The sequence below is a fragment of the Streptomyces sp. NPDC002306 genome (assembly GCF_053593435.1).
Genome location: NZ_JBSFCK010000003.1, coordinates 367,149 through 393,227, shown reverse-complemented (window position 1 = coordinate 393,227; position 26,079 = coordinate 367,149). Strand labels below are relative to the sequence as shown.

At 73.2% G+C, this 26,079-nt stretch carries 25 protein-coding genes and 1 tRNA gene; 10 read left to right on the top strand and 16 right to left on the bottom strand.

Translation table 11 applies throughout. The annotated features are described in order from the left end of the window. Positions 1–39: 39 nt before the first annotated feature. From ACWCQK_RS09330 to ehuB, 4 genes are read right to left on the bottom strand one after another with little or no spacing between them, the layout of a single operon-like run. Positions 40–837: an amino acid ABC transporter ATP-binding protein gene (locus ACWCQK_RS09330; protein ID WP_451153561.1), complete on the bottom strand. Its 798-nt coding sequence runs from the start codon at positions 835–837 to the stop codon at positions 40–42. Next, positions 827–1,477, bottom strand: a complete 651-nt coding sequence (gene ehuD, locus ACWCQK_RS09325) for an ectoine/hydroxyectoine ABC transporter permease subunit EhuD (RefSeq protein ID WP_451153559.1) — start codon at positions 1,475–1,477, stop codon at positions 827–829. Before ehuD ends, ACWCQK_RS09330 begins: the two co-directional genes overlap by 11 nt. Continuing rightward, the gene (gene ehuC / locus ACWCQK_RS09320) at positions 1,474–2,193 is read right to left on the bottom strand and encodes an ectoine/hydroxyectoine ABC transporter permease subunit EhuC (RefSeq protein ID WP_451153557.1); all 720 of its coding nucleotides are present in this window, start codon (positions 2,191–2,193) and stop codon (positions 1,474–1,476) included. Before ehuC ends, ehuD begins: the two co-directional genes overlap by 4 nt. Further along, positions 2,190–3,095 (bottom strand): ectoine/hydroxyectoine ABC transporter substrate-binding protein EhuB, encoded by a 906-nt coding sequence (gene ehuB / locus ACWCQK_RS09315; protein ID WP_451153555.1) that lies wholly within the window; start codon positions 3,093–3,095, stop codon positions 2,190–2,192. The genes ehuC and ehuB overlap by 4 nt, the downstream gene beginning before the upstream one ends. A 97-nt stretch (positions 3,096–3,192) precedes the next feature. On the opposite strand from ehuB, the gene ACWCQK_RS09310 reads away from it, so the two are divergent. Continuing rightward, complete coding sequence (locus ACWCQK_RS09310) at positions 3,193–3,699, top strand: DUF3830 family protein (protein ID WP_451153553.1); 507 nt, start codon at positions 3,193–3,195, stop codon at positions 3,697–3,699. Here ACWCQK_RS09310 and ACWCQK_RS09305 read toward each other — a convergent pair. Both ACWCQK_RS09305 and ACWCQK_RS09300 read right to left on the bottom strand, forming a co-directional pair. Then, positions 3,668–5,080, bottom strand: a complete 1,413-nt coding sequence (locus ACWCQK_RS09305; RefSeq protein ID WP_451153551.1) for an amidase — start codon at positions 5,078–5,080, stop codon at positions 3,668–3,670. The genes ACWCQK_RS09310 and ACWCQK_RS09305 overlap by 32 nt on opposite strands. Before the next feature lie 17 nt (positions 5,081–5,097). Beyond that, entirely contained in the window at positions 5,098–6,045 is a 948-nt protein-coding gene (locus tag ACWCQK_RS09300; protein ID WP_451153934.1) for a D-2-hydroxyacid dehydrogenase, read from the bottom strand. A gap of 137 nt (positions 6,046–6,182) precedes the next feature. Between ACWCQK_RS09300 and ACWCQK_RS09295 the strand changes: the two genes are divergently transcribed. The 3 genes from ACWCQK_RS09295 (at position 6,183) to ACWCQK_RS09285 (ending at position 9,019) form a co-directional block, all read left to right on the top strand. After that, the gene (locus tag ACWCQK_RS09295) at positions 6,183–6,977 is read left to right on the top strand and encodes a maleate cis-trans isomerase family protein (RefSeq protein ID WP_451153549.1); all 795 of its coding nucleotides are present in this window, start codon (positions 6,183–6,185) and stop codon (positions 6,975–6,977) included. Beyond that, positions 6,974–7,705 carry a maleate cis-trans isomerase family protein gene (locus tag ACWCQK_RS09290; protein ID WP_451153547.1) on the top strand — a complete coding sequence of 244 codons (732 nt, stop codon included), beginning with the start codon at positions 6,974–6,976 and terminating at the stop codon, positions 7,703–7,705. The genes ACWCQK_RS09295 and ACWCQK_RS09290 overlap by 4 nt, the downstream gene beginning before the upstream one ends. Positions 7,706–7,909: 204 nt before the next feature. Next, entirely contained in the window at positions 7,910–9,019 is a 1,110-nt protein-coding gene (locus tag ACWCQK_RS09285) for an LLM class flavin-dependent oxidoreductase (protein WP_451153545.1), read from the top strand. Here the strand turns inward: ACWCQK_RS09285 and ACWCQK_RS09280 are convergent. After that, complete coding sequence (locus tag ACWCQK_RS09280) at positions 8,998–10,953, bottom strand: putative bifunctional diguanylate cyclase/phosphodiesterase (RefSeq protein ID WP_451153543.1); 1,956 nt, start codon at positions 10,951–10,953, stop codon at positions 8,998–9,000. The genes ACWCQK_RS09285 and ACWCQK_RS09280 overlap by 22 nt on opposite strands. 317 nt (positions 10,954–11,270) lie before the next feature. On the opposite strand from ACWCQK_RS09280, the gene ACWCQK_RS09275 reads away from it, so the two are divergent. Beyond that, the gene (locus ACWCQK_RS09275) at positions 11,271–12,599 is read left to right on the top strand and encodes a M6 family metalloprotease domain-containing protein (protein WP_451153932.1); all 1,329 of its coding nucleotides are present in this window, start codon (positions 11,271–11,273) and stop codon (positions 12,597–12,599) included. Positions 12,600–12,701: 102 nt separating this feature from the next. On the opposite strand, the gene ACWCQK_RS09270 is transcribed toward ACWCQK_RS09275, so the two are convergent. From ACWCQK_RS09270 to ACWCQK_RS09240, 7 genes are all read right to left on the bottom strand, one after another. Continuing rightward, positions 12,702–12,778, bottom strand: a tRNA-Lys gene (locus ACWCQK_RS09270). Then, positions 12,769–13,392, bottom strand: coding sequence for a bifunctional DNA primase/polymerase (locus ACWCQK_RS09265; protein WP_451153541.1), 624 nt, complete (start codon positions 13,390–13,392; stop codon positions 12,769–12,771). Before ACWCQK_RS09265 ends, ACWCQK_RS09270 begins: the two co-directional genes overlap by 10 nt. Before the next feature lie 126 nt (positions 13,393–13,518). Next, a complete protein-coding gene (locus ACWCQK_RS09260; RefSeq protein ID WP_451153539.1) occupies positions 13,519–13,887 on the bottom strand; it encodes a hypothetical protein in 369 nt (122 codons plus the stop codon). A gap of 375 nt (positions 13,888–14,262) precedes the next feature. Next, complete coding sequence (locus tag ACWCQK_RS09255; protein ID WP_451153537.1) at positions 14,263–15,603, bottom strand: AAA domain-containing protein; 1,341 nt, start codon at positions 15,601–15,603, stop codon at positions 14,263–14,265. Next, positions 15,600–17,195: a hypothetical protein gene (locus ACWCQK_RS09250; protein WP_451153535.1), complete on the bottom strand. Its 1,596-nt coding sequence runs from the start codon at positions 17,193–17,195 to the stop codon at positions 15,600–15,602. The genes ACWCQK_RS09255 and ACWCQK_RS09250 overlap by 4 nt, the downstream gene beginning before the upstream one ends. Then, complete coding sequence (locus tag ACWCQK_RS09245; protein ID WP_451153930.1) at positions 17,186–18,316, bottom strand: hypothetical protein; 1,131 nt, start codon at positions 18,314–18,316, stop codon at positions 17,186–17,188. Before ACWCQK_RS09245 ends, ACWCQK_RS09250 begins: the two co-directional genes overlap by 10 nt. Then, a complete protein-coding gene (locus tag ACWCQK_RS09240; protein ID WP_451153533.1) occupies positions 18,267–19,232 on the bottom strand; it encodes a phosphatase PAP2 family protein in 966 nt (321 codons plus the stop codon). The genes ACWCQK_RS09245 and ACWCQK_RS09240 overlap by 50 nt, the downstream gene beginning before the upstream one ends. A 193-nt stretch (positions 19,233–19,425) precedes the next feature. Between ACWCQK_RS09240 and ACWCQK_RS09235 the strand changes: the two genes are divergently transcribed. Then, a complete protein-coding gene (locus tag ACWCQK_RS09235; RefSeq protein WP_451153531.1) occupies positions 19,426–20,022 on the top strand; it encodes a histidine phosphatase family protein in 597 nt (198 codons plus the stop codon). A 166-nt stretch (positions 20,023–20,188) separates the two neighbouring features. Here ACWCQK_RS09235 and ACWCQK_RS09230 read toward each other — a convergent pair whose 3' ends face one another. Continuing rightward, positions 20,189–21,667: a hypothetical protein gene (locus tag ACWCQK_RS09230; protein WP_451153529.1), complete on the bottom strand. Its 1,479-nt coding sequence runs from the start codon at positions 21,665–21,667 to the stop codon at positions 20,189–20,191. A gap of 256 nt (positions 21,668–21,923) precedes the next feature. Here ACWCQK_RS09230 and ACWCQK_RS09225 point away from each other — a divergent pair, with 256 nt between their 5' ends. Then, entirely contained in the window at positions 21,924–22,370 is a 447-nt protein-coding gene (locus ACWCQK_RS09225; protein ID WP_451153527.1) for a hypothetical protein, read from the top strand. Positions 22,371–22,406: 36 nt separating this feature from the next. Further along, positions 22,407–23,276, top strand: coding sequence for a spermidine synthase (locus ACWCQK_RS09220; protein WP_451153525.1), 870 nt, complete (start codon positions 22,407–22,409; stop codon positions 23,274–23,276). 64 nt (positions 23,277–23,340) lie between these two features. Here ACWCQK_RS09220 and ACWCQK_RS09215 read toward each other — a convergent pair whose 3' ends face one another. Then, positions 23,341–23,868 carry a hypothetical protein gene (locus ACWCQK_RS09215; protein WP_451153523.1) on the bottom strand — a complete coding sequence of 176 codons (528 nt, stop codon included), beginning with the start codon at positions 23,866–23,868 and terminating at the stop codon, positions 23,341–23,343. A 97-nt stretch (positions 23,869–23,965) separates the two neighbouring features. Between ACWCQK_RS09215 and ACWCQK_RS09210 the strand changes: the two genes are divergently transcribed. Then, positions 23,966–24,676 (top strand): response regulator transcription factor, encoded by a 711-nt coding sequence (locus ACWCQK_RS09210; RefSeq protein WP_451153521.1) that lies wholly within the window; start codon positions 23,966–23,968, stop codon positions 24,674–24,676. Beyond that, positions 24,673–26,067, top strand: coding sequence for an ATP-binding protein (locus ACWCQK_RS09205; RefSeq protein ID WP_451153519.1), 1,395 nt, complete (start codon positions 24,673–24,675; stop codon positions 26,065–26,067). Before ACWCQK_RS09210 ends, ACWCQK_RS09205 begins: the two co-directional genes overlap by 4 nt. The last annotated feature ends 12 nt before the right edge of the window (positions 26,068–26,079 follow it).

Genomic DNA, 26,079 nt, shown 5'->3' with positions numbered 1-26,079 from the left:
AGGCGCCGCGCTCACGGCGCCGTGCTCACGACACCGTGCTCACAGCACCGCGCCGAGGAACTCCCGTGTCCGTTCGTGGTCGGGGTCGCCGAAGAGCTTCTCGGGCGGCCCGGACTCGATGACGCGACCGGCGTCGAACATCAGTACCTGGTCCGAGATGTCCCGGGCGAAGTTCATCTCGTGGGTCACGCAGAGCATCGTGATGTCCGTGCTGCCGGCGATGTCCCTGAGCAGGTCGAGGACGCCCGCCACCAGTTCCGGGTCCAGCGCCGAGGTCACCTCGTCGAGCAGCAGCACCTGCGGCCGCATCGCGAGGGCGCGGGCGATCGCCACCCGCTGCTGCTGCCCGCCGGACAGCTGCGTCGGCCGCATGTCGCACTTGTCGGCGAGCCCCACCAGGTCGAGCAGCTCGCGGGCGCGCGCCTCCGACTCGTCCCGGGACAGCCCGAGGACGGTGACGGGCGCCTCCGTGAGGTTCCTGAGCACACTCATGTTCGGGAAGAGGTTGAACTGCTGGAAGACCATCCCGATCTTCTTGCGGACCTCGCGGAGCTGCTTCTCCGGGGCCGGGTGCAGGCGTTCCCCGGCCACCGTGATCGTGCCCTCGTCGGGCTTGGTCAGCGTCATCAGCAGCCGCAGGATCGTCGTCTTGCCGGAGCCGGACGGACCGATCAGCGTCACGTGCTTGCCGGAGTCGACGGAGAAGTCGAGCCGGTCGAGGACGGTGTTGTCGCCGAACCGCTTGGTGACCTGGTCGAAGCGGATCAGTTCGCTGCCGTCCACCGGCGGATTGGTGTGGGTGTCGGGATCGTTCAGCAGGGAGGTGTCAGCGGACAAGACGTCGCTCCAGGGCTCGCAGAAGAAGGGAGGCCAGGTAGGAGATGAGGATGAAGGCCACGCCGATCACCGTGAGGGGCTCGGTGAACTGGAAGTGCTGCTGGGAGAAGAGCCGGGCCCGGCCGAGCATCTCCAGCACGGTGATCACCATCAGCAGCGGCGTGTCCTTGAGCATGGCGATGACGTAGTTGCCGAGGGCCGGCACCACCCGCCGGATCGCCTGCGGAAGGATCACCGCCCGCCAGGTCCGGGTGGCCGGCAGGCTGAGCGCCGTCGCCGCCTCCCACTGACCGGCCGGCACGGCCTCGATGCCGGCCCGGTAGACCTGCATCGTGTACGTCGAGTAGTGCAGGCCGATGCCGATCACACCGGTGGCCATCGCGGAGAGGGTCAGGCCCCACTCGGGCAGTACGTAGAAGAGGAAGAACAGCTGCACCAGCAGCGGGGTGTCACGCACGAACTCCGTGACGACCCCCACCGGCCAGCGCACCCAGCGCGTCGGCGTCCGCATCAGCAGCGCCCACACCAGCCCGAGCGCGAACGAGATCAGCGAGCCGAGCGCCAGCGCTTCCAGGGTGACCACCAGGCCGTCCCGGAAGAGCGGCATGAAGTCCTGTACGGCGTTCCAGTCCCAGGTCACGCGGCGACACCTCCGGCCCCGGCCGTCTCGGCCCGCTTCGGCTCACGCGCGGCCACCCCGCGTCGCGGCTCCTTGCCGACCCCCGCTTTCAGCCGCTTCTCCAGCCCGCGCATGAGGCGCGTGAGCAGGAAGGCGATCACGAAGTAGATCAGCAGCACATAGGCGTAGATCTCCGCGCTCTCCTGGAGCGCCAGCCGCACCAGGTTGGCGCTGAACGTCAGGTCGCCCATGCCCATCACCGACACCAGCGCGGTGCCCTTGAGCAGTTCGATCAGCAGGTTGCAGAACGGCGGGATCATCTCCGGCACCGCCTGCGGCAGCAGGATCAGCCGCATCCGCTGCCAGGGCGTGAAGCCGAGCGCGACGCCGCCCTCCTTCTGGGCCGGGTCGACCGCGTTCAGCGCGCCGCGCACGATCTCCGAGCCGTAGGCGCCGTAGGTCAGTCCCAGCGCCAGCGTGCCCGCCCACATCGGGACGAGCTGCCAGCCGAAGGCGACCGGCAGCACGAAGAACACCCAGAAGATCATGACGAGGGCCGAGGTGCCGCGGAATATCTCGGTGTAGAGGCCCGCGAGGAAGCGGACGATCCGCAGCCGGTGGGTGCGGGCGACGCCGACGGCGAAGGAGACGGCCGCGGCCAGCAGGGCGCCGTAGACCAGCAGTTGGAGTGTGGTGCCGATGCCCTTGAGTACGAGTTCCCAGAGTCCCGGAGTCATCCGCCGCAGAGCTCCTTCGCGGTCAGATCGGTCATCTCCGCCTCGGTGAAGCCGAACGGCCGCAGGATGCGGAACAACTCACCGCTCTTCTTCAGCTTGTGCAGTTCCCCGTTGAAGGCGTCCCGCAGCCTCGTCTCCGTCGGCCGGAACGCGAAGGCGCCCCCGTCCACGTGCGGCTTGCCGTCGACGACCGGCGCGAACGCCTTCGTCGCCTCGGCCTTGCCCGACTTCTTGACGACCTCGCGGGCGGTGAGCGCCGTACCGGCGAAGACGTCGGCCCGCCCCGCCTCGACCGCGTTCAGCCCGGCGACCTGGTCCGGCACGACGAGGATGTCGCTCTCCCGGTAACCGGCCTCGACCGCGTACTGGATCTCGGCGTAACCGGTCCCGGTCGCGAACCTCGCCTTCTTCTCGACGACGTCCCGGTAGGTGTGCAGGCCCTTCGGATTGCCCTTGCGCACGATGAACGAGTCCAGCATCTGGTAGTCCGGGTCCGCGAAGATGACCTGCTTGCAGCGGTCCGCGTTGACGTACATCCCGGCCGCCACGACATCGAACTGCTGCGAGTTCAGGCCCGGGATGAGTGAGCCGAACTCCGTCGGGACGGGCTGGACCCGGTCGATGCCGAGCCTCTTGAACACGGTTCTCGCCAATTCCGGCGCCTCGCCGGTCAGATCACCATTCCTGTCGATGTAGCCGAAGGGGATCTCGCCCGCGATACCGAGCCGTACGACACCCTGTGCCCTGAGCCGGTCGAGCAGATCACCCCCCGCGGTGCTGGACGCCGTGGCCACGCGGCTACAGCCGGCGGCGCCCAGCGCGCCGAGCGCCGCGACCCCCGCGAGCAGCGATCTGCGGGTGGGCGCGGCCTTGCGTTCGTCGTTCCCGTGAGGTGGAGCCATGGCGGCGCGGCTACCCGAGACCATGCGACCTATGCGGGCGGGTTTCGGTCGCGATCGCGAACGAGGCGCTCTTGACCGGCGCGGGACCATGGAACGCATGGCTGATCGCTTCATCGAGGTCTCGCTGGTCAAGCGGGGGATCCACTGCACGGCGAAGCTGCTGGACGACCGTGCGCCGATCACCTGCGCGGCCGTGTGGAATTCCCTTCCGCTGTCCGCCGACGTCTACCACGCGAAGTACGCACGCAATGAGATCTACGCCCTTTTCCCGCCTTTCGCGAAAAGGGAGCCACCTCTGGAGAATCCGACGGTCACTCCCATTCCGGGAGATCTCTGCTATTTCTCCTTCGCGGGCGCGGAACTGGGCACCAAGGCGTACGGCTACGACGCCGAGGTGCGCCCCGGCGCCACGGTCGTCGACCTCGCCCTCTTCTACGAGCGCAACAACCTGCTCCTCAACGGCGACGTGGGCTGGGTGCCCGGCATCGTCTGGGGACAGGTGGTGGACGGCCTGGAGGCCATGGCCCGGGCGTGCAACGACCTGTGGCGGTCGGGGGCGGCGGGGGAGACGCTCAGCTTCCGGCGGAGCGGAACGACGCCGTGAACCCGGCCTCGTACAGGGCGTGGGCCGCGCGCAGCACCAGGTCGTCGCGGTGCCGGGCGGCCACGATCTGCATTCCCACCGGCAGACCGGCACCGTCCGCCCCCACCGGGACGGTCGCCGCGGGCTGCTGCGTCAGGTTGAACGGGTAGGTGAACGGCGTCCACCCCGTCCAGCGGCGGTAGCCGGAGCCGTTCGGCACCTCGACTCCCGCCTCGAACGCGGTGATCGGCAGAGTCGGCGTGACCAGCAGGTCGTACGACGTGTGGAAGCGGCCCATGCGGCGCCCGAGTTCCATCCGGACGTCCACCGCGGCGAGGTAGTCCAGCGCCGACCGGCGGGCCCCCGCGGCGCAGATCTCGCGCAGCCCCGGATCCAGCGCCTGCCGCTGCCCCGGCCCGAGTCGCTCGGCGACCCGGGCCGCCCCGGTGAACCACAGGGTGTGGAAGGCGTCCACCGGGTCGGTGAAGTCGGGGTCGCGCTCCTCGACGTACGCGCCGAGCGCCGCCAGCCCCTCCACCGCCCGCCGGACCGCCGCCGCGACCGCCGGGGCCACCGCCACCTGGCCGCCCAGACACGGTGAGTACGCCACCCGCAGTCCGCGCACACCCCCGGTCAGCGCGTCGCTGAAGGACACCCCGGCCGGCCCGAGCGCCGACCAGTCGCGCGCGTCCGGCGCGGCGATCACGTCCAGCAGCACCGCCGCGTCCGCCGCGTCCCGGGTCATCGGCCCGACGTGCGACAGCGTGCCGAACGCGCTCGCCGGGTACAGCGGCACCCGCCCGTACGTCGGCTTCAGCGCGAAGATCCCGCAGAAGGCGGCCGGGATACGCACGCTGCCCCCGCCGTCCGTGCCCAGCGACAGCGGGCCCACGCCCAGGGCCACGGCGGCCGCGCTGCCGCCGCTGGAGCCGCCCGCGGTGCGCGAGGTGTCGTGCGGATTGCGGGTCGTCCCGCTCAGCGGCGAGTCGGTGACGCCCTTCCAGCCGAACTCGGGTGTCGTGGTCTTGCCGACGAAGACCGCGCCCTGTTCCCGCAGCCGGGCCACGGAGGGCGCGTCCTCGTCCCAACTGCCTTCCTCCGCGACGCTCTTCGAACCGCGCAGGGTCGGATGGCCGCGCAGCAGCAGGATGTCCTTCACCGTGACCGGCACGCCGTCCACCGGGCCGAGCGGTTCGCCGCGCCGCCAGCGGTCGGCCGACTCCCGGGCCCGCGCGAGCGCCTCGTCCGCGAGCAGCCGCACGAACGCGTTCACCTCCGGCTGGACGCGTTCGGCCCGCTCCAGCACCGCCCGCGTCGCCTCCACGGGGCTGAACTCGCCCTTGCGGAAACCCTCGACGAGTCGTACGGCGGTCAGTTCGGTGAGGTCGGTCGGCTCCGTCATGCACCCTCCTGGCGGCGTCAGTGTCCGGGTACGTATCCGCGTTTCTTGTCGACCACGTTCGACAGGCTCCGGCCCGCCGCCCAGCGCTCGTACAACTCGACGAACTGGGCGCCGAGGTCGTCCCGCCAGCCGACCGTGTCCCCGCTCATGTGCGGGGACACGATCAGACCCGGCACCTGCCACAACGGGCTGTCGGGGGTGAGGGGTTCGGCCTCGAAGACGTCCAGCGCCGCCCCGGCGATCCAGCGCTTGGCGAGCGCCTGGGCGAGCGCGTCCTCGACGACCAGCGGCCCCCGCCCGACGTTCACGAACCGGGCCGAGGGCTGCATCACGCCGAACCGGCGGGTGTCGAACATGCCGCGCGTCGCCTCGGTGAGCGGCGCGGCCGAGATCACCCAGTCGGCGCGGGCCAGCAGCCGGTCCAGATCCTGGGGGCCGTGGATCCCGGTGCGCGGCACCCGGCCGACGACCGCCGCCGTGACGCCGAGTGCCTTCAGCGTGCGGGCGATCGCCCGGCCGATGGGGCCCGACCCGACGACACAGGCGCGGGTGCCGGCCAGCCGCTGGCCCTCCCGGTGACGCCACTCGCGCCGGCCCTGCAACTCCAGGGTGCGCGGCAGGTCCTTGGCCATCGCCAGGACCAGCGCGGCGACGTACTCGGCGATGGGCTGCTCGAAGATGCCGCGCGCGTTCGTCACCACCGTGTCGGACGCGGCCAGTTCCGGGCACAGCAGATGGTCCACGCCCGCGCTCGCCGTGTGCACCCAGCGCGGCCGGGGGCCCTCGCCCGGCCACGCGTCACGCACCGCCGTGGAGGTGAAGTCCCAGACGAGCAGGACGTCGGCGTCCGGGAGGCGCCGGGCGAGCGAGTCCTCGTCGGCGTGCACGATCCGGGCACGGCCGGTGAGGCGGCCCAGCCGGGGCCGGGGGTCGGCGTCGAGGACAAGGAGCGTGGGGGCGGTCATGGGCAGCCGTTCTTCGCCGGTGCGAGCGTCTGACATGCGCGGATTGACCACGCTCGCACCCGAACCTACCTTCGTCAACACGGGCGTGCCTACGGTCCGTTGTCCCCTCCTTCCGCACGGTGAGGCAGGTGCCTGCCATGGAGTCCCCGGACATCACCTTTCTCGGTGGCCCGCGTCCGCAGCGAGGCGTCGGCGTGGTGGCCCCCTTCGACTTCGCGCTCGACCGCGAACTGTGGCGCTGGGTGCCCGACGACGTCTCGCTGCATCTGACCCGGACCCCGTTCGTGCCGGTCGAGGTCAGCCTCGACCTGGCGCGCCGGGTCAGCGAACACGAGACGCTGGGCGAGGCGGTGCGCACGCTCAACGCCGTCGCCCCCGAGGTCGTCGCCTACGCGTGCACCTCGGGCAGCTTCGTCGGCGGGATCGCCGGTGAGCGCGCGATGTGCGAGGCGATGACCCGGGCGGGCGCGGTCCCCTCCGTGACCACGTCCGGGGCGCTCCTGGAGGCCCTCGCGGAGCTCGGCGCCGGACGGGCGGCGCTGGTCACCCCGTACACCGAGTCCGTGACACGGGCCCTCCAGGAGTACGTCGCCCAGGCGGGTGTCGCGGTGACGGGCTGTGCCTACATGGGGCTGACCCGGCACATCTGGAAGGTCGGGTACCGGGAGGTGGCCGACATGGCGCGGCGCGCGGCCCGGGGGCGGGCCGCGGACGTACTGTTCATCTCCTGCACGAACCTGCCGACGTACGACGTCATCCCCCAGTTGGAGGCGGAACTGCGCATACCGGTCCTGTCGGCCAACCAGGTAACGATGTGGGCGGCGCTGCGCAGGCTGGGTACCCGAGCCGTGGGGCCGTATCAGGCGCTGCTCGAAGAGCCGGCGCGTGCGTGGCCCGTACTGCCGGAAGAACAGCAGGAAGGCTGGACATGACCGCACTCGGATTCCTCTACCCGGGCCACTCGGCCGAGGACGACTATCCGCGCATCGAGCAGCTCCTCGGCAGCGACATCCGGGTGGACCTCGTCCACACGGACATCGGCGAGGACGCGCACCGGGTGGACGCGCTGCGCGAGATGGGCGCACCGGGGCGGCTCGCGGCGGGCGTCGAGGAGCTGCGGCTGGCGGGGGTCGAGGCGATCGTGTGGGCCTGCACCAGCGGCAGCTTCGTGCACGGCTGGGAGGGCGCCCAGGAGCAGGTGCGCGGCCTCGCCAGGGCGGCCGGGATGCCGGCCTCCTCGACCTCCTTCGGCTTCGTCCACGCGGTACGGGAGCTGGGGGTGCGGCGGGTCGCGGTCGGGGCGACCTATCCGGACGACGTGGCCGAGCTGTTCGCGGACTTCCTGCGCGCCGCCGGCGTGGAGGTGGCCGGGGTCCGCGGCGCCGGGATCGTCACCGCGACCGAGGTCGGGGCGTGGGGCGAGGAGGAGCTGTTCGCCCTGGCCAGGGCGGCCGACGAGGCGTCCGCCGAGGCGCTGCTCCTGCCGGACACCGCCCTGCACACGGCCGCGCACCTCCCCGCCCTGGAGAAGGAGCTCGGCAAGCCGGTCCTCACCGCCAACCAGGTCACCGTCTGGGAGGCCCTGCGCCTGACCGACCGACGGGTGAACGCGCCGATGCTCGGAGCGCTGTTCACCCGGGAGCCGATCGTGCAGGTGTGAGGCGGCGGGGCTCGGGACCGGGCCCCCGCGCGGGCCTCCGGTGGCGCGCCCCGCCCCGCCCCACCCCGCCTCGGCCTGACTCCGCCGCGCCTCGCCGCGCCTCGAACCGTGCCCGCCCCCGCCGCCCCCCGCGGGAATAAACGGGGACACCCTCCTGTTAGTGGGGCCAGGACAGCGCTGGCCGGACAACAGGAGGCACCCACCGTGACGGCAGACGAGACCCGGGGCAACGTACGGGGCATCCGGGGCGAGGCCCGGGGCACCGCTCCCGTACCGCTCTCCGTACTGGACCTGGTCACCGTGGGCGCGGGCAGCACCGCCACGGACGCCCTTCGCACCAGTGTGGAGCTGGCCCGGCTCGCGGAGGCGCGCGGTTTCCACCGCTACTGGGTCGCCGAGCACCACTCCATGCCCGGCGTCGCCTCCTCCTCGCCCGCGGTGATCCTCGCCCACCTCGCCGCCCACACCGACCGCATCCGGCTCGGCTCGGGCGGCGTCATGCTGCCCAACCACGCGCCGCTGGTGATCGCCGAGCAGTTCGGCACGCTGGAGGCGATGGCCCCCGGGCGCGTCGACCTCGGCCTCGGCCGCGCCCCCGGCACGGACGGCGCCACCGCCGCCGCCCTGCGCCGCAGCGACCGGCTCGACGAGAGCGCCGACGACTTCCCCCAGCAACTCGCCGAACTGCTGCGCTTCCTGGACGACGACTTCCCCGACGGCCACCCCTACGCCCGGATCCACGCCATCCCGGGGCCGATCCAGGGCAGCTCACCCGGCGGTGTCCAGTCCCCGAACCGCCCGCCGGTCTGGCTGCTGGGCTCCTCCGGCTTCAGCGCCCGGCTGGCCGCCATGCTCGGCCTGCCCTTCGCCTTCGCGCACCACTTCTCCGCCCAGAACACCGTCCCGGCGCTCGATCTGTACCGGGAGCAGTTCCGCCCGTCCGCCGTCCTCGACGAGCCCTACGCCCTCATCGGGGTCTCCGCGCTCGCCGCCGACGACGAGAGGGAGGCCCGCCGCCAGGTGCGCGCCACCGCCCTGAACATGATCCGGCTGCGCTCGGGCCGGCCCGGGCTCTTCCCCAGCCCGGAGGACGCCGAGGCGTACGAGTTCAGCCCGCTGGAGCAGGAGTTCACCGACTCCTGGGCCGCCAACATCGTGCACGGCACGGTCGACGAGGTCCGCTCCGGCCTGGACGACCTCCAGAAGCGCACCGGCGCGGACGAGTTGATGCTCACGTCCCACGCCCACCGCGGCGAGCTGCGCCTGCGCTCCTACGAACTGATCGCGGACGCCTACGGGTTGCCGACGGCGTAGGACGTCGTCCCCAGCAACTCGTCGATACGGTCCGGCGGCACCGGCCGGGAGTACAGCCACCCCTGGCCGGTGTCGCACCCGATGTGCCGTAGCCGGGAGGCCTGGGTGAGGGTCTCCACGCACTCGGCGGTGACGGTCAGCCCGAGGCGGTGGGCGAGCTGGATCATCGCCTCGACCACGACCTCGTCGGCAGGGTTGGGACGTTCGCCCGCCTCGTCGTACTGGAAGCCCCGGACGAAGGAGCCGTCCAGTTTCAGCACGGAGACGGGCAGCCGGCTGAGGTAGGCGAGGTTCGAGTAGCCGGTGCCGAAGTCGTCGATGGCGATCCGCACGCCCATGTCGCTCAACGCCTGGAGGGTCTGCAGGGGGCGCCCGGCGGACCCCATCACCGCGGACTCGGTGAGCTCCAACTGAAGCAGACTCGGCGCGAGTTCCGTCTCGGCGAGCACCTTCGCCACGTCCGCGACCAGGTCGGAGTCCCAGATCTGGCGGACGGCCACGTTGACGCTCACGAAGATCGGCGGCTCGTCCGGGTGGTCCAGCTGCCAGCGGCGGGCCTGCCGGCAGGAGGTGGTCAGCGCCCAGCGGCCGAGCTGCACGATCGAGCCGTCCTCCTCGGCCAGTGCGATGAACCGATTCGGCGTCAGCAGGCCGAACTGGGGATGGTTCCAGCGGGCGAGGGCCTCGACCCCGCGCAGTCGGCCGTCCTCCATGCCGACCAGCGGCTGGTACTCCAGGACGAACTCGCCGCGCTCGATGGCGGGCCGCAGCGCGGAGGCCAGGGCCTGCCGGGTCATGCGGTGGGCGTTGCGCTCCGGGTCGAACAGCGTCCAGCGCGACTTGCCGTCGGCCTTCGCCCAGTACAGCGTGGTGTCGGCGGCCTGCATCAGGCCGGTGGCCGTGGTCCCGGCCGCGTGCCGCTCCACGACCCCGATCGACGCGGACAGCGACAGCCGCCGGCCGGCCAGGTCGAAGGGGGCCTGGAGGGCGGTCAGCACGGACTCGGCGAGCTCGGCCACCTGGTCGGTGCCGGTGGAGTCCTCGACCAGCAGGGCGAACTCGTCGCCGCCGAGCCGGGCCACCAGCGGGGTGCCGGTCCGGGCCAGTCCGGCCGCCTCGGCGACGTGGGTCAGTCGTTCGGCCACGGCGGCCAGCAACCGGTCGCCGACGCGATGCCCGAGCGTGTCGTTGACCGCCTTGAAGCCGTCCAGGTCCAGATAGCACAGGCCGATCCGTCCGGTGCCACGCTGCTCGTACGACCCCGCCTCCAGCGCGGCCGTCAGACGCTCGAAGAACAGGGTGCGGTTGGGCAGCCGGGTCACCGGATCGTGCATCTGCAAGTGCCGCAGCCGGGCCTGGAGTTCACGGCGGGCGCTGATGTCGGCGACGGACAGCAGGACGCCGCCTTCGTCGCCGCTCAGGGGCGCGACGGTGACCTGCACCCACACCGACTGGCCGTCGGGGTGCTTGAGCCGCCGGGTGCAGCGCAGTTTCGCCTGCCGGCCGCGCAGCACCTCGCGGTAGGCGTGCCAGGTACGGGTGTCCGAGGTCAGGTCGACCAGGTCGGCGGCCTGGCGTCCGGCGAGCGCCGCCGGATCGCCGCCGAGCAGGACGCCCAGCATGTCGTTGGCGCTGACGACGAGGCCGTCGCGGTCGACGACGGCCATCGCGAGCGGCGCCGTCGTGAAGACGGAGCGATACGGCGACTCGCCGCGCGGCGATCCACCACGCGGCGCCCCTTCGTGAGGCGCCCCGTCGCGAGGCGATCCCTCACGAGGGGATCCCCCCTGGGGCGACCCGTCGCGAGGGGATCCCTCACGGGTCGCCGTGTCGCGAGCCGACCCGCCACGAGGGGGCGCGTCAAGATCACTGTCTGTGACGGCCGACCGGTCGAGGTCTGCCGCGGGCGTCGGCCCTTCGGACGTTCCGCTCACCGCTCGCTCCCGCAGTGCACTCGATCTCTGTCCGCGCAGCAAAGTGTGCCGATCATAGAGGGTGGTCCCAAGGCCTTCCAGCCACTGTCCAGTGTCCCCGACGGGGTGCCCTTTCTGACAGATCGTTTCTGCCCGCACCTGGGCGGGTTCTTCAAGTGGCGGACCGCTTGTGACGTTCCGTGAGTACTTCGGGGGTGTCGTTCTTTACCCAGATTCGGGGCCGCTCACTCATCTGGGTCAGATAAACAGGACATAGGACAGCAAAACTACACAGTCTGGATGCGGTGTCGTCCCGTGAACCGCATCCGGAGGTCCTGTTGCCGCGTCAGCTGCTCCGCGAGGGACTCGGGCGTCGGACCCTCCGGGGTCTCGGCCGGGTGGCGGCCCGCCCCCGACTGCGCACCACCGCCGCCGTCTTCACCACGATGTCCGCGCTCGCCGCGACCTCCCTGTTCGGCGGTCCGTCCGTGGCCGAGCCCTTCTCGGTCGAGCCCTGCGAGCTGCAGCGCACCGACGCCCACCACTCGGAGGGACTGGACACCTGGAACGCGGCCTATCCGCGTCCGACCCACGCGCTGGACGCGGTGATGATCTTCCTGTCCTTCCCGGACTCGGACCCGCGGACCACGCCCGCGCAGCTCGCCGCCGACCACTTCCCGGCCACCAGCCGCTTCTTCGAGCGCGCCTCCTACGGCAAGTTCGCCCTCCGCCCGCACCCGCTCCAGCGCTGGATCCGGATGCCGAAGCCATCCACCGCGTACGCCATACGGCGTGACTGGAACGCCACGGACCGGGCCGCCTACCTGCGCGACGCGCTCGCCGGCGCCGACCCGCAGGTCGACTTCTCGCGCTACGACATCGTCTACCTCGTCGCCGACCCCGACGCGCCCGGCGTCGACTCGGACGCCACGAAGGTCGTCAATCTGGACACGCCCCTGCGGGCGGACGGCACGGACCTGCGCCGGGTGGTGACCGTCTTCGAGCAGCACCCGCCGGACCGTCTGGTGCTCGCGCACGAGACGGGCCACGTCTTCGACCTGCCGGACCTCTACCACCGGCCGGTGGACGGCAAGGGCGACTGGGACACCTACGTCGGCGACTGGGACCTGATGGGCAGCCAGTTCGGACTGGCCCCCGATCTCTTCGCCTGGCACAAGTGGAAGCTGGGATGGCTGGAACCCCGCCAGGTGATGTGTGTACGGGGTGCCCGTCCGACCCGGCTGACCCTCGAACCCCTCGGCGCGGGCCCCGGCGTCCCGGTCACCGGCGCCGCCGGAGCCCCCGCGTTCGGCCTCGGCGACGGGACCAAACTCGCGGTGGTGCGCACCGGCCCCGACAGCGTCCTCGCCTTCGAGGCGCGCGGCCCGATCGGCAACGACCACGCGGTCTGCGACTCGGGTGTCCTCGTCTACCGGGTGAACGGCGGAGCGCAGTCCGGCCGCGGCCCCATCGAGGTGGTCGACGCCCACCCGCGCGGCGAGGCCTGCTGGGAGGACTCGGTCTATCCGCCCCTCGCGGACGCCCTGGTGGGCCTGGGGGAGAGCTTCACGGTGCCGGGTGACAACGTCCGGGTGGACGTGGAGGGACGCACACCGTCCGGTGCGTGGACCGTGAAGATCACGACGGGTGTCACGGCGGCACGGTGACGTGCCGGCGTCGGGCGCCCCGCGCTCACGCCGTGTGCACACGGGCGGGCGGACATACGACGATGGGGTTCACGGAAACCGTGAACCCCATCGCCTTCATCATGGTGCGCCGCCAGGGACTCGAACCCCGGACCCGCTGATTAAGAGTCAGCTGCTCTAACCAACTGAGCTAGCGGCGCCTGCTGACGTCGTAGACCTTAGCATCCTGATCGGCGGGAGGAAAAATCGATATCCGCACCGCCGAACGGGCCGCGCGGACGGCCGCCCAGAGCAGGATCTCGGGGCCCGGCAGCCAGGGGTGCCGGGTGTCGGGGGCGACGAGCCAGCGGGCGGCGGACGTGTGCGTGGCACCCGTCACGGGGGTGAGCGCGGGCACGGTCACCGCGTCGCCGCCGCCGTGGCACAACAACGGCGGCACGGACCCCGTACGGCCGTCCGGGCGGCCGTGGGCCGCCCACTCCTCCCACTCCAGCAGGGAGGGCAGCCGCTGGGCCGTACCGGGCGCCGCGAACAGCAGCATCCGCCCCCGGAACGCGGCCACCGGCCCCGAGCCCGGCCCCTCGTCCCAGAGCCGGTCGAGCATCCGGCGGCCGAAGATCGCGGGGGCGCTGACCACGTCGAAGACGGAGCCGCAGGGCAGGATGAGCGGGGCGTCCGGCCGCTCGTGCCACAGGGCGAGGGTGCTGCGCGGATACGTTCCGGCGGAGGCCAGCCAGTCGGCGCCGTCCGCGGTGACTCCCGAGACGTCGGAGCGGTCGCGGCCGGGGAACGGCTCATCCAGTGTGCTGCTCATACCCCCTACGTCTACCGGGCGTGAGCGAGTGATTCCCGAGGGTTGTGGGAAACCGGGACAGGAACGGACGGGAGCGGGTATCTTGCCCGCCTGGCATATGCCGTGGACGTGGTCCGCGAGCGCCGGTCAGACCGGGTCGATGTGGCCCCGGCCCTCGGTCCCGCCCCGCATCAGATCCCGGCCGAACTCGACCATCTTCTTCGCGTAGTCCTCGGTCCACTCGGCCCGCTCGGCGATGTCCGCGTCCGTGAGCCGGTCGAACCGGCGCGGATCGGCGAGCTGAGCCGCGGCGATCGCCTGGAACTCCACCGCCCGGTCGGTGGCCGCCCGGAACGCGAGGGTCAGCTCCGTGGCCCGCGCCAGCAGCGCCGCCGGATCGTCGATCGACTCCAGGTCGAAGAAGTGTTCCGGGTCGGCCGCCACCTCCGTGGGCTCGAAGAGCAGGGGCGCGGGGCGAAGCCGCGGTTCGGCGCGACGCGGCGTGGGCTCCGCCATGTCTTCTCCTCCTCGTACGGTTGTCGGTGGCACCCCCCGCAGGTGGTCCACCCTCCATTCTCTCCCCGGGGCGCAAGGGCACCCCGGGACAGGCGTCACCGCCCCGCACTCTCAAGCCCGCGGGACCGCACGATGTTCCCGCAGTCCGCTCACGGCCGCCAGGTGACCCGGTGCTCCCGGCCGCTCCGCGCGCCCGGGGCGCGCTCACGGCCGCCAGCTCACCCGGTGTTCGCTCAGGCGGGCCAGGATCGCGTGATTCGCCTCCCAGCCGTCCGGGCTGTTTTCATCGGCCGCCTGTGGCGGCGTGCCGGACTCCGTCCGGCGGATGGGGCGGCGCTGCTCTGATCGCCTGGCGGGCGGGTGCCGTAGGGGCGGTCAGGGGCGCCAGGTGACCCGGTGTTCGCTCAGGCGGGCCAGGATCGCGTGATTCGCCTCCCAGCCGTCCGGGAACTTCACCAGCGTGCCCAGCTGGACCGGCTCCGTCGACGGGTAGTCGTCCAGGAGGTCGCTCACTCCCGCCCGGCACACCACGATGCACGCGTGCCGGTGGCGCGAGGCGAGGACGCACAGGCGGCCCGTCTCCAGGTGGAAGGCGGTGGCGTCCGGGCGGCCGGACAGCGGGTGCAGGACCACCGTGACGTCGAATTCCCTGCCCTGGAGCCGGTTCGCCGTGTCCACGGTGACGTCCGTGACACCCAGGTCGGCCAGCGCGGCCCGGACCGCCGCGGCCTGGTCCCGGTGCGCCGTGCCGACGGCGATGCGGTCGGCGGTGAGGGGAGCGGCGTCCGCCGAGCGCTCCGACGTGGCCGCGCCCCCGCGGTCCAGCAGCCGCCGGACGACCGTGGCCAGCGCGCGCACCGCCTCCGGGTCCGTGCGGGGTGTGTGCCGGGCGGGCAGTTCGAGCAGTCCCCAGCCCGAGAGCGCGGCCTCGTCGATCACCCGGTCCGGGCCCGAGCCGTCCGACGGGACGGCGAACGCGAGCCGGCGGTCGCCGTGGCCCGTGCCGCTGCGGAAGGGGGTGTACGGGTAGAACGCGTCCGAGACCAGGGGCGCCGCCGAGGCCGGCAGCCGCCACGACACCGGCAGGCGGTGCTGCGGCAGCTCCGGGTTGTGTGCCAGCAACGTCGTCACGGCGGAGGCCGAGGGGTCGTACGACAGCCCCGCCCACTGCTCGCTGCCGACCATCGCGAAGGGGTCCAGCTGTCCGGGGTCGCCCACGAACAGCGCCCGTTCGAACAGTCCGGCCACGGCGAGCAGCGCGTCGGAGCGCATCTGGTAGGCCTCGTCGACGATCGCGTGCCGCCACGGCTCGTCGACCTTGACATGGGCCCACTTGGCCGCGGTGGAGACGACCACCGGGAGGCCGGCCAGATCCGCCGCCTTCGCCGACTTGCGGACGTTCGTCAGGTCGTCCAGCGCCTTGTCGTACGGGTCGGCGTCGCTGCTGTGCAGCCGGCCGACCGGCAGCTCCGCGTTCTTCTCGGCGAGCCGCACGACAAGGTCGTCGACCTGCGCGTTGGTCTGCGCGACGACCATCAACGGGCGCCCGGCCTCGGCGAGTTCCAGCGCGGCGCGCACGACGAGCGTGGACTTCCCGGCGCCGGGCGGGGAGTCCACGACGACCCCGCGGTGGGTGCCGAGCACGGTGTCGCGCAGGATCGCGTCGGTGGCCCGCGCCGCCGCGGCACCGGGATCGAAGACGGCCTCGACGGTCACAGCACGTCCTCCTCGGTGACGGGGTCGGCGGCCTCCGGCACGGCGGCCGTCTCGCCGGGCGGTCCGCCGTGCGTCCACGGCGTGTTCTCCGGGTCGGGCAGCTTCGCGCCGCCGCGCTGCTCGTGCTCGAAGAGCGTGAAGCAGACCAGGTCGCCCTTCTCGGGCACGGATCCGGCCTCGGGCTCCTTGCCGCGGCCCATCTTGTCGACCACCCGCAGCACGAGCAGTCCCTCGCCCTCGTACCCCACGAACTCCGCCGCCTGCGGCTTCCCACCCAGTGAGCGGTGGACCTTGGCCCGTTCGCCCAGGTGCGGGCGGTCGTCGGTGCGGACGGTGACCAGGGGGCGCGGACTGGGCCGCTTGCCCTCGCTGTACGCCATGACGACGTCCGTGACCTCGCCCGCGAACGCCTCCCCGGCCAGCCGCCTGCCCGCCATCACCAGCGGATCGTCCAGCGCCTCCTGGGCCTCCAGCCGGGCCTGTTCCCGCTCGCGCGAGGCCAGCTTGGTGGCCGCGGTCACCGCGTCGTCGCGGCGCGGCTGCGGGGGCTCACCGGCCAGGACGCGGTCGCGGTGGGCGGTGAACGACCAGCGGTCGCGCGTCCACCGCTCCTCGACGTGCGCGCCCTCGGGCAGTGTGCGCAGCAGCTCCAGGCCGTCCCACACCTTCTCCCAGGTGGGCCGGGTGCGGCTGTCGACCAGGGCGCGGATCTCCCGCTCGGCGGTGCTCAGGTCGCCGAGGCGGTCGTCCGCCTCCAGCCCGTCCTCGGCCGCCGCGAGGGCGGTACGCGCCCGGTCGTAGCGCTCGATCGCCGGCGCGAGGAGCTTGTTGTCGAACGCCGGGTCGGTCGCCGGGCCCGCGGGCGGGCACAGCAACTGCCCGCCGCTGCCCCGGGCGAGCTCGGCGCGCAGCGCGGCCTCGGCGCCGGAGACACCCTCCGGCGGGTCGAGCCAGGCGAGCAGCGCGCCCAGGTGCTGGTCCTCCAGGCTGGACTGGCCGGTCGCCCAGTGCCGGCCCAGGACCTCGGTCAGGGCCAGCAGCAGCGCGGAGCCGGGCACCCGGGCCCGCTCCCCGAAGTGGGTCAGCCAGCGCCCCAGCAGCGGGACCCGCGGCGGCGCCGGATGCGGGGTCTCCGGGTCCTGCTCGGCGGTGCGGCGGAAGCGCGTCGAGCGCCCCAGCAGCCGGACGAGGTCGATACCCGCGCGGCTGGGCACGATCAGCTGGGGCGCGTCCGCGCACAGCTCGACCTCGACCTTGACCCGCTTGCCGGTCTCCGGGTCGGTCTCGTTGCGCTCGGCGGCCTCGACGACGTCCGCGTACGCGTCGACGTAGGGCAGGACGACGTCGGCCAGTTCGGCCAGGAACGCGAACCGCAGGTCGCGGTCGCGCGGCTGCGCCACCACGAGCAGCCGCGGCGCGTCCCGGTCGGTGCCGACCAGCGCGCCGAGCGGGGCACCGGCCTCACCCGCGGTGACGAGCGGCACGAGGACCAGCGGCCGGTGCGACAGATGCCGGTGCAGGACGGTGGCGGTGGGCTGGGCGCGGCCGGTGGAGACGGCCTCCAGCCGGGCCAGGGTGGAGATCAGCGACACGGAGCCGCCTCCCGGCCGAGGGCCTCGGCGCGCAGCCGGGCCGCCCTGCGCAGCGCCGCCACCGCCGGATCCCGCGGGTCACCGGCCTCGCCGCGGGCCGCCGCCAGGACGTCCTCGACGGTGGACAGACCGCCCAGGTCGGCCCGCACCGAGCGGCCCAGCGCGGTCACCGCGCCGTCCGCGCGCGAGCGGTCACGGCAGTGGAACGCCAGCTCGCAGGCGGCCAGGCACTCCGGCGCGTACACGGCGGGTACCGACTCGACGGCGGCCGTGAGTTCCTCGGCGGGCAGCTCGGGGGAGAAGCAGGTGCCCTCGGGGAGGGCGTCGGCGATGTCCTGGACGCGGGTGAGCCGGGCCAGCTGGCGGCTGGTGACCGCGCGCTGCTTGCGCACGTCGACCGCCGAGGCGGTGGGCAGGTTCGAGAAGTCCTTCGGGCACACCAGCAGGACGCGATGGCGCACGCGTGGCGCCGGGTCGAGCCGCGCGGCCACCTCCTCCAGCGCCAGCACGTACACCGCGGCCTGCCGCGCGGCCGCGCCGACCTTCGCCGGGTCCGCCGAGCCGTCCAGCATCGGGAAGGACTTGATCTCCACGACCGTCCAGCCGCCGTCCGGGTGCACGACCACCGCGTCCGGTTCCAGGAAGGCCGGGGAGCCCGCCACGTCCAGCGCCAGCATCGGGTGGTCGAGCAGCGTCCAGGTGCCGGGAGCCTCGGCGGCCTCGCGCAGCGCCAGCGCCGTACGCGCCGTGCGGCCTTCCGGTCCGCTCGCCGCGAGGTCGGGGGTGTGGGCCCGCCCGGGCGGCTCGGCCGACGGGTCCAGCCGCTCGTGCGCCAGTCGCAGCAGCTCCGCGCCGCCGTCCGCCTTGACCCGTGCCTCGAACGCGTTGCCGCGGGTGAAGGCGAACTGCGACTGCCCGAAGACGGAGGGCGAACCCAGCGCGCCCGCCAGCGCGGCCTTGTCCACCCCGGCTCCGTCGAGGATCGCGCGCCGCTTGCACCCGGGGTTGGCGGCGAGCGCCGCGAGGGCGCGCGCGTCCAGCGCCTTGGCCGGTACGTCCGGACCGCGCAGCTCAGCGAGCCGCTGCCGGAGTGCCCTCTCCGGCGTCCGAGGGGGAGGCACCCGGCTCGGCTCCGGGCCCGAACCGCGCATCGCGCTGCCGTGGAAATCGCTCACCCGTGGAAGTCTGGCATCCGGCACTGACAATCGAGGAACCCGCGTCGGCGGAGGCCGTCGAGCCGGACGGGACAGGTGTTCCGCGCTGTGCCTGGAAGCGGTCCCGGGCCCGGTCCGCGGCCCGTGTCACCAGCGGTGCCAGCAGCAGTCCGGCGCCCATCACGGCGGCGCCCGCGACCGCGTCGAGGAAGTAGTGGTTGGCGGTGCCCATCACGACGATCGTGGTGAGCAGCGGGTAGACGATCCCGGCGGCCTTCATCGCGCGCGTACCGCCGAACCGCCAGAGCATGACCCCGCACCACAGCGCCCAGCCCACGTGCAGGCTCGGCATCGCCGCGTACTGGTTCGTCATGCCGCCCAGGCCGCGCGGCGCGCTCGCGTCGCCGCCCCACCAGCCGTACGAGCTGTACTGGGCCATCGTGTCCACGAAGCCGTGGCCCGCCGACAGCAGGCGGGGCGGGCAGGTGGGCAGCAGGGTGAAGCCGATCAGACCGATGAAGGTGGAGGTCATCAGCCAGGTGCGGGCCGCCCGGTAGTGCACCGCGCGGGAGCGGAACAGCCAGACCAGGAGCACGGGTGTGACCAGGTAGTGCAGCGAGGCGTACCAGAAGTCCGCCGGCACCCCGAGCCACGCCTCACGGGTGAACAGCCGGTTGAGCGGGTGCTCGGCGTTGAGGTGCAGGAACTTCTCGACGCGCAGGATCGTCACACCGTGGTCGACGGCGCTGGAGACGTCGCCGCGCGCGAGGAGGCGGCCGGCCGAGTAGCAGGCGTACACCAGCAGGATCAGCGGCAGCTCGGTCCACCAGCGCAGCCGGGTCCGAGGGGCCGTCTCGACGCGAGGTGTCCCGGTCAGCGACATCCGGTCGTCCTCCCCCTTCTTCGTCCCTGCGACGCCTGCCGGCGCGGACGTGACACTTTACGGCGTATGTGCGCACCCGTTCCGGGCGCCCCCGGACCTCAAAGACGCAGAGATCGCCCCTCGGGTTGCCCCTCACAGGGGTGAGCGATGATGGAGGAGTCCCGTTCGAAGATTTCTCCCGGAAAGGCCCCTCATGGCACCGCGCATCCTGCTGGCCCGGCACGGACAGACGCAGTGGTCGCTGTCCGGCAAGCACACCGGCAGGACCGACGTCCCCCTCCTCGAAGAGGGCCGGCGCGGCGCGAAGCTGCTGGGCGAGCGGCTGCACCGGGCGCCGTTCGACGGGCTGCCGGGTGTCGAGGTGCGCACCAGTCCGCTCGTACGCGCGCGTGAGACGTGCGAACTGGCCGGCTTCGGCGAGCGCGCGCGTGACTGGGACACGCTCATGGAGTGGGACTACGGCGCGTACGAGGGCATGACCCCGGCCGAGATCCAGGCGGTGCGGCCAGGCTGGCTGATCTGGCGGGACGGTGTGCCCGAGGGCGAGAGCCTCGCCGAGGTCAGCGCGCGGGCGGACGAGGTGGTCGCCTGGGCGCGGGCCGAGGACCGGGACGTGCTGGTCTTCGCCCACGGGCACGTGCTGCGGTCGATCGGGGCGCGGTGGCTGGGGCTGCCGATCGGGTTCGCGGCGCGGATACGGCTGAACCCGACGTCGCTGTCGGTGCTGGGGTGGGCCTACGGCGAGCCGGCGATCGAGGCCTGGAACGACCTGGGGCATCTGGCGTCCTAGCGCGGACCCGGTGCCGTGGCGGGGGCGAACGGCCCGGTGCCGCGGGGTGGGTTCCATGACGCTCCGGCGCGCCGGTCGGGCGTGGGCCGTGTGGCCCGGGGCTCGCGGGGCGCCGTCGCGCCCGCCCGTGCCGGCCCCGCGGGACGACCGCCCGCCGTGTCGGCGCTCACGCCTTGCGGGGCAGTGACGCGTGCCTGTCCAGGAAGGCCGAGACTCCCGAGGCCCGCCGGTGCGGGAGCAGCACCCGGGCCGTGCCCGCCAGCATCGTCTGGATCCGTGACGACTGCACCTCGTCCAGGAGGTCCAGCACCCGCATCCCCGCCGTCGCCGCCTCGTCGGGGCGGCCGACGCGGGCCAGGTCGTCCGCGAGCTCGGCCGTGTAGAGGGCGATGTTCCGGGTGAAGTGCGGGTCCTGGAGGTGCGCCGCCCGCGCCGCGTGCCGCGCCGCCCGCTGCCAGTCGCCCAGGGTGGACCAGCACTGTGCCTCCAGGCCCTCCAGCTCGGCCTCACCGTAGAAGCTCATCCACTCGGGGTCGGCTTCGCAGGGGCCCCGGTCGTAGAGGGCCTGGGCCCGTACCAGCGCCTGCTCGCAGCCGGTGCGGTCGGCGAGGCCCGCCCAGCCGCCCGCCTCGCGCAGCGCGAGCAGCGACATCAGGCGGGCGGAGCCCAGCGGGCGCGCCACGCGCTGCGCCGCCTGGGCGGCCCTGACCGCCTCCCGGGGGCGGCCGGCGTCACGGGCGAGGAAGGCCGTGTTGCAGAAGGCGTGGGCCTCCAGAGCGGGGTCGCCGGTCACCCGGGCGGTGGCGAGCGCCTCCGCGTAGTGCGAGCGGGCGTCGTCGTAGCGGCCCGAGTCATGGGCCAGCCAGCCCACGGAGATGGCCAGTTCACCGGCGCCCGAGTGCAGCCGCTCGGCGGTCGTCTGCCGGGTGGTGTTGGCGTCCAGCAGCGCGTACGCGGTGCGCAGCGGGGCCGCCGCGCGCCGGTAGAGGCCGTCGGCGCCGTGCCGGTCGTCCAGCAGCCGGATGCGGCGGACCGCCTCTTCCAGGGCGCTCGCCTCGCGCACGCCGACGCGGGCGGACGGGCGGTCCGCCGCCACGGCGTCGTGGGGGAGGCCCAGGGGGGCCAGCGAGACGGCGGCCATGGTGGCGCCCCCGCCGGTCATGAATGCGCGACGCAGCACGTCGCTCTCCTCGTGGTCGTGGTGCGTTTCGTACGGGTCCTGCGGATCGTGCGTGTCCTGCGTCTCATACGGCTCGTACGCCCCGTCCGTCTCACCAGCCCCGTGCGTCGCACTCATGGCACGCGCCGGGCTCATGGAGTGAGCCGGGGGCGCTTCCTCGTCCGGGCGCGCGCCTCGTCCGCGCACGGACGAGCGGGGCGCGAAGCCGAGATCGGTGAGTGTGCGGCCGGGGTACATGTGCAGGAACACCCGTTCGTACGCGTAGTTGGGGCAGCGGATCTCGCCCGCCTCCACCCGGCCGATGTAGCGCGCGTCGCAGCTGACCCGCTCGCCGATCTCGCGAGCGGCCCGCCGTACCAGCGCGGCGAACTCGGCGGGCGAGCGCTGTCCGCGCAGCCGCCGGAAGGGGAGGTTGGGCCGGGTGGGCCGGCTGGGCTGGGGCAAGGGCACCGTTGACGACGCCATGGCCGGGTCCTCTCGTGCGAACCGTCGAACCATGCCGGAATCGGGGTGAGTTGTCCGTGTGCCACCCTGTTTCCGGCGGGCAAGAACGTACCTGCTGTGGTCGGGCCACCACGCAGGGTTTGGCTACAAACCGGATATCTCATCCACGATCTGCCATGAACTGCCATCCTTTGCGGCGTACTTCCGCCGTAGCCCTTGACGCCGTGACGCGTTGAACCGGCCGGACTGCCAAGTGGGTTCTGTGGTGGAGGCCGGGATGGAGACCAGCCGGAGCGTCGATCCTCGTACGCCGCCGACGACGGTGGGGCGCCTGTCGCCCCCGGAGTGTTCGGAGTGCGTGGTGCCGCCGACGGGGGACGAGATGTGCGACCTCGTCACGGTGCCGACCCGGCAGGGGCTGGAGGCGGTCGACATCCTGCGCCGAGGGGCCGCGGACGCGGTGGGGCCCGTACTGCACGACGACGGGTGCGACACCCTCGGATTCCTCGTGCCGTCGGGGACCGCGGCCGCGTGGGACGTCCCCGGCAGCACGTGCACGGAGACCGACGGGCGAGGGCTCAGGCTCCACCCCGAGCCGCCGGGCGAGGGCTCGGACTGGCTGCTGCCGCCCGGCGAGACGGACCTCGCGACCGACCCGGCGGTGCTGCGCCGGGCCCTGGGCGAGGCGGCCCGGCTCATCGAGGCGGCGGACAGCTGCCGCTGAGCGGCACGAGTACCAGGGGCTTGCGACAATGACCCCATGGGAAAGTCCAGGAACCCGCGGCGCCGGCCGGACGCCGACGACGCCGTCGTCGAGGCCGTCGACGGCGGACTCGCCGAGCTGATCCCCGACCGGGACCGGGCGCGGGCCTGGACGCTGCTGATCGACGGCGCCCCGCAGTCGCACGTCGACCTCGACGACCCCTCGTACCTCTCCTTCGAGTACCAGCGCCGTCTCGGCCACGTCATCGACCTGGCCGCGCCGCCCGGCAAGCCCGTCCACGCCGTGCATCTAGGCGGCGGCGCCCTCACGCTCGCCCGCTATGTCGCCGCCACCCGCCCCCGTTCCACCCAGCAGGTCGTCGAACGGGACGCGGCGCTCGTCCAACTCGTGCGCCGAAAGCTGCCGTTGGAGCAGAACGCGCGGATACGGGTCCGGTCCACGGACGCCCGGGACGGGCTCGCCAAGGTGCCGGACGGCTGGGCCGACCTCGTCATCGCCGATGTGTTCAGCGGGGCCCGCACCCCCGCCCATCTGACCTCGACCGAGTTCCTCGACGAGGTGCGCCGGGCGCTGAAGCCCGGCGGGATCTACGCCGCCAACCTCGCCGACGGCCCGCCGCTCGCCCATCTGCGCGGCCAGATCGCCACCGTCGCCGCCCGGTTCGCCGAACTCGCCCTCGTCGCCGATCCGACGGTGCTGCGCGGCAAACGCTTCGGCAACGCGGTGCTCGTCGCCTGCGACCTCCCGTTGCCGGTCATCGAACTGACCCGCCGGGCGGCCTCGGACCCGCACCCCGGACGGGTCGAACACGGCCGGACGCTCGCCGACTTCACCGGCGGGGCGGTCCCGGTAACGGACGCGGCGGCGGTCGCCTCACCGGCCCCACCGCCGTCCGTCTTCCGCTAGGACCCGTCCCGATACCGGTCCCGCACATCCGTCCCGATCCCCGTCCAGGACTCATCCCGGTGGGTCAGTACGTGCCGACCTCCACCCGGGGCGGCCCGTCGTGCCAGGTGCAGAACACCGACACCCGGTCCGCGCCCGAGCTGAACTCCACCCGGATCCAGCTCTCCGTCGTCCACACCTGCATCGACCAGCCGGAGCCGGGCGTCGCCGACACGAGCGTCGCGGAGGCATCGCCGATGTCGAAGACCGCGCGGCCCCCGTCGGTGTCGTAGCTCTTGACCCGGCCCGTGGCCGTGGCCGGGGCCGAGGGGGTGGGGGACGCGCTGGGGCTCGCGGGCGGTGCCGACTTCGAGGGGGTCGGCGTGGGAGTCGTCGGCTCGGCCGGCGGCGTCTTCGAGGGGGTGGCGCGACGGGTCGGGGAGGCCAGCGGCTTCGACTCCTGCGTGGTCGCGTCGCCCGCCGTGATCGGCAGCGCGCGCGGCGGGTCGTAGGCCGTCCCCGTCATCACCGTGTGGACGCCCCACCACGACAGCGTGACCGCCGCGCCCGTGGCGAGCGACCATGCCAGTACGTGTACGAGTCCTCTGCGCATCGCGGCCATACTGCCCCACGCGTCCCACGGTTCGCACATGCTCGGAGTTATCCACAGGCGCCGGACGGTGTGGCGCGCATGGCGTACGGTGCGGCGCATGGCAAGTGTGCTCGTCGTCGAGGACGACCAGTTCGTACGCTCGGCACTCATCCGGCATCTGACCGACGCCGCACACCTCGTGCGCAGCGTCGGCACCGCGCTGGAGGCGCTGCGCGAGGTCGCCCATTTCCGCTTCGACGTCGTTATCCTGGACCTCGGCCTGCCCGATCTCGACGGCTCCGAGGCCCTGAAGATGCTCCGCGGGATCACGGACGTCCCCGTGATCATCGCCACCGCCCGGGACGACGAGACCGAGATCGTCCGGCTGTTGAACGCCGGAGCGGACGACTACCTCACCAAGCCGTTCTCGGTCGAGCACCTCTCGGCGCGGATGGCCGCGGTCCTGCGCCGGTCCCGGGCCGCGGGCGGCGAGCCCCCGCCCTCCACCGTGCTGCGCGTCGGCGGCCTGACCGTCGACCCGTTGCGCCGCCAGGCCGAACTGGACGGCGTACGGCTCGACCTCACCCGCCGTGAGTTCGACCTGCTCGCCTTCCTGGCCGGGCGGCCCGGAGTCGTCGTCCCCCGCAGGGAACTGCTCGCCGAGGTCTGGCAGCAGTCGTACGGCGACGACCAGACCATCGACGTCCATCTCTCCTGGCTGCGGCGGAAACTGGGCGAGACGGCGGCGCGGCCGCGCTATCTGCACACCCTGCGGGGCGTCGGCGTGAAGCTGGAGCCACCCGGCGCGGACGTGGAGCGGGTCCGATGAGGTGGGCGCTGGTCAGGGTGTGCCTGGCGGTCACCGCGATGGTCGTGGTCGCCTTCGCGGTGCCGCTCGGGCTCGTCATCAAGGAGATGGCCCGGGACCGCGCCTTCTCCAACGCGGAGCGGGAGGCCGCGGCGATCGTCCCGGCCCTGTCCATCACCACCGACCGCGACCAGTTGGAGCGTGTCGTCGCCTCCGCGGGCTCCGACGCCGGAATGGCCGTGCACATACCCGCGGCCGACGGCAAGGCCGCCGTCGACCTGGGCCGGCAGCGCGCCGCCGACGCGGACATCACGACGGTACGGAAACTGGGGCGCGCCTCCACCACCGAGGTGCCCGGCGGTTCCACCCTGCTCCAGCCGGTGGCGCTCAGCTCCGGCGCGATGGCCGTCGTCGAGGTGTACGTCCCCGAGTCCGAGGTCAGCAACGGGGTCGGTACCGCCTGGGCGGTGCTCGCCGCGGTCGGCGCCGCTCTGGTCGTCGGCTCGGTCGCGGTCGCCGACCGGCTGGGGGTGCGGATGGTGCAGCCCGCGCAGCGGCTCGTGGAGAGCGCGCACGAACTGGGCGAGGGACAGCTCGGCGTGCGGGTGCCGGAGGAGGGGCCGACCGAACTGCGCCTTGCGGCAGTCGCGTTCAACTCCATGGCCGACCAGGTCGTGCAACTGCTCGCCAACGAACGGGAGCTGGCCGCCGATCTGTCCCACCGGCTGCGCACGCCCCTGACGGTGCTGCGGCTCAACGCCGCCTCGCTCGGGGACGGGCCGGCCGCCGAGCAGACCCGGGCCGCGGTCGCCCAGCTGGAGCGTGAGGTCGACACCATCATCCGCACGGCCCGCGAGGCCAAGCCGCAGACCGCGGCGGCCGGGCCGGGGGCCGGGTGCGACGCGGGCGAGGTGGTGCGGGAGCGGATGGCGTTCTGGTCGGCGCTCGCGGAGGACGAGGGCCGCAAGGTGCGGGTGGCCGGCGTGGACCGCCCGGTGCGCATCCCGGTGGCCCGTTCCGACCTGGCCGCCGCGCTCGACGCCCTGCTCGGCAACGTCTTCCGGCACACCCCCGAGGGCACGGCCTTCGCGGTCGACGTGCACAACGGCGAGGACGCGGTGATCGTGCTGGTGTCGGACGCGGGCCCGGGGATACCGGACCCCGCGGCGGCGATGGCACGCGGGCGTGGCTCGGGGAGCGACGGCTCGACCGGGCTCGGCCTGGACATCGTGCGGCGGCTCGCGGAGTCGACGGGCGGGGACGTACGCATCGGCTCGTCCGTGCTCGGTGGCACGGAGGTGCGGATCTGGATCCAGCTGGACGGGCGCGAGCCGGTGCGCAGGGGGCACCGCGGCACGGTGCGGCGGCGGAGACGAGGAGCCGGGGCGCGCTCGATCGGCCGCTCCCTTTAACCGTCCCCGATC

What these genes read in the sequence shown, in the direction of transcription:
- ehuC (WP_451153557.1), bottom strand. Translation starts at nt 2,193, where the DNA reads ATGACTCCGGGACTCTGGGAACTCGTACTCAAGGGCATCGGCACCACA.
- ehuB (WP_451153555.1), bottom strand. Translation starts at nt 3,095, where the DNA reads ATGGCTCCACCTCACGGGAACGACGAACGCAAGGCCGCGCCCACCCGC.
- ACWCQK_RS09310 (WP_451153553.1), top strand. Translation starts at nt 3,193, where the DNA reads ATGGCTGATCGCTTCATCGAGGTCTCGCTGGTCAAGCGGGGGATCCAC.
- ACWCQK_RS09305 (WP_451153551.1), bottom strand. Translation starts at nt 5,080, where the DNA reads ATGACGGAGCCGACCGACCTCACCGAACTGACCGCCGTACGACTCGTC.
- ACWCQK_RS09300 (WP_451153934.1), bottom strand. Translation starts at nt 6,045, where the DNA reads ATGACCGCCCCCACGCTCCTTGTCCTCGACGCCGACCCCCGGCCCCGG.
- ACWCQK_RS09295 (WP_451153549.1), top strand. Translation starts at nt 6,183, where the DNA reads ATGGAGTCCCCGGACATCACCTTTCTCGGTGGCCCGCGTCCGCAGCGA.
- ACWCQK_RS09290 (WP_451153547.1), top strand. Translation starts at nt 6,974, where the DNA reads ATGACCGCACTCGGATTCCTCTACCCGGGCCACTCGGCCGAGGACGAC.
- ACWCQK_RS09265 (WP_451153541.1), bottom strand. Translation starts at nt 13,392, where the DNA reads ATGAGCAGCACACTGGATGAGCCGTTCCCCGGCCGCGACCGCTCCGAC.
- ACWCQK_RS09260 (WP_451153539.1), bottom strand. Translation starts at nt 13,887, where the DNA reads ATGGCGGAGCCCACGCCGCGTCGCGCCGAACCGCGGCTTCGCCCCGCG.
- ACWCQK_RS09240 (WP_451153533.1), bottom strand. Translation starts at nt 19,232, where the DNA reads ATGTCGCTGACCGGGACACCTCGCGTCGAGACGGCCCCTCGGACCCGG.
- ACWCQK_RS09235 (WP_451153531.1), top strand. Translation starts at nt 19,426, where the DNA reads ATGGCACCGCGCATCCTGCTGGCCCGGCACGGACAGACGCAGTGGTCG.
- ACWCQK_RS09230 (WP_451153529.1), bottom strand. Translation starts at nt 21,667, where the DNA reads ATGGCGTCGTCAACGGTGCCCTTGCCCCAGCCCAGCCGGCCCACCCGG.
- ACWCQK_RS09225 (WP_451153527.1), top strand. Translation starts at nt 21,924, where the DNA reads ATGGAGACCAGCCGGAGCGTCGATCCTCGTACGCCGCCGACGACGGTG.
- ACWCQK_RS09220 (WP_451153525.1), top strand. Translation starts at nt 22,407, where the DNA reads ATGGGAAAGTCCAGGAACCCGCGGCGCCGGCCGGACGCCGACGACGCC.
- ACWCQK_RS09215 (WP_451153523.1), bottom strand. Translation starts at nt 23,868, where the DNA reads ATGCGCAGAGGACTCGTACACGTACTGGCATGGTCGCTCGCCACGGGC.
- ACWCQK_RS09210 (WP_451153521.1), top strand. Translation starts at nt 23,966, where the DNA reads ATGGCAAGTGTGCTCGTCGTCGAGGACGACCAGTTCGTACGCTCGGCA.
- ACWCQK_RS09205 (WP_451153519.1), top strand. Translation starts at nt 24,673, where the DNA reads ATGAGGTGGGCGCTGGTCAGGGTGTGCCTGGCGGTCACCGCGATGGTC.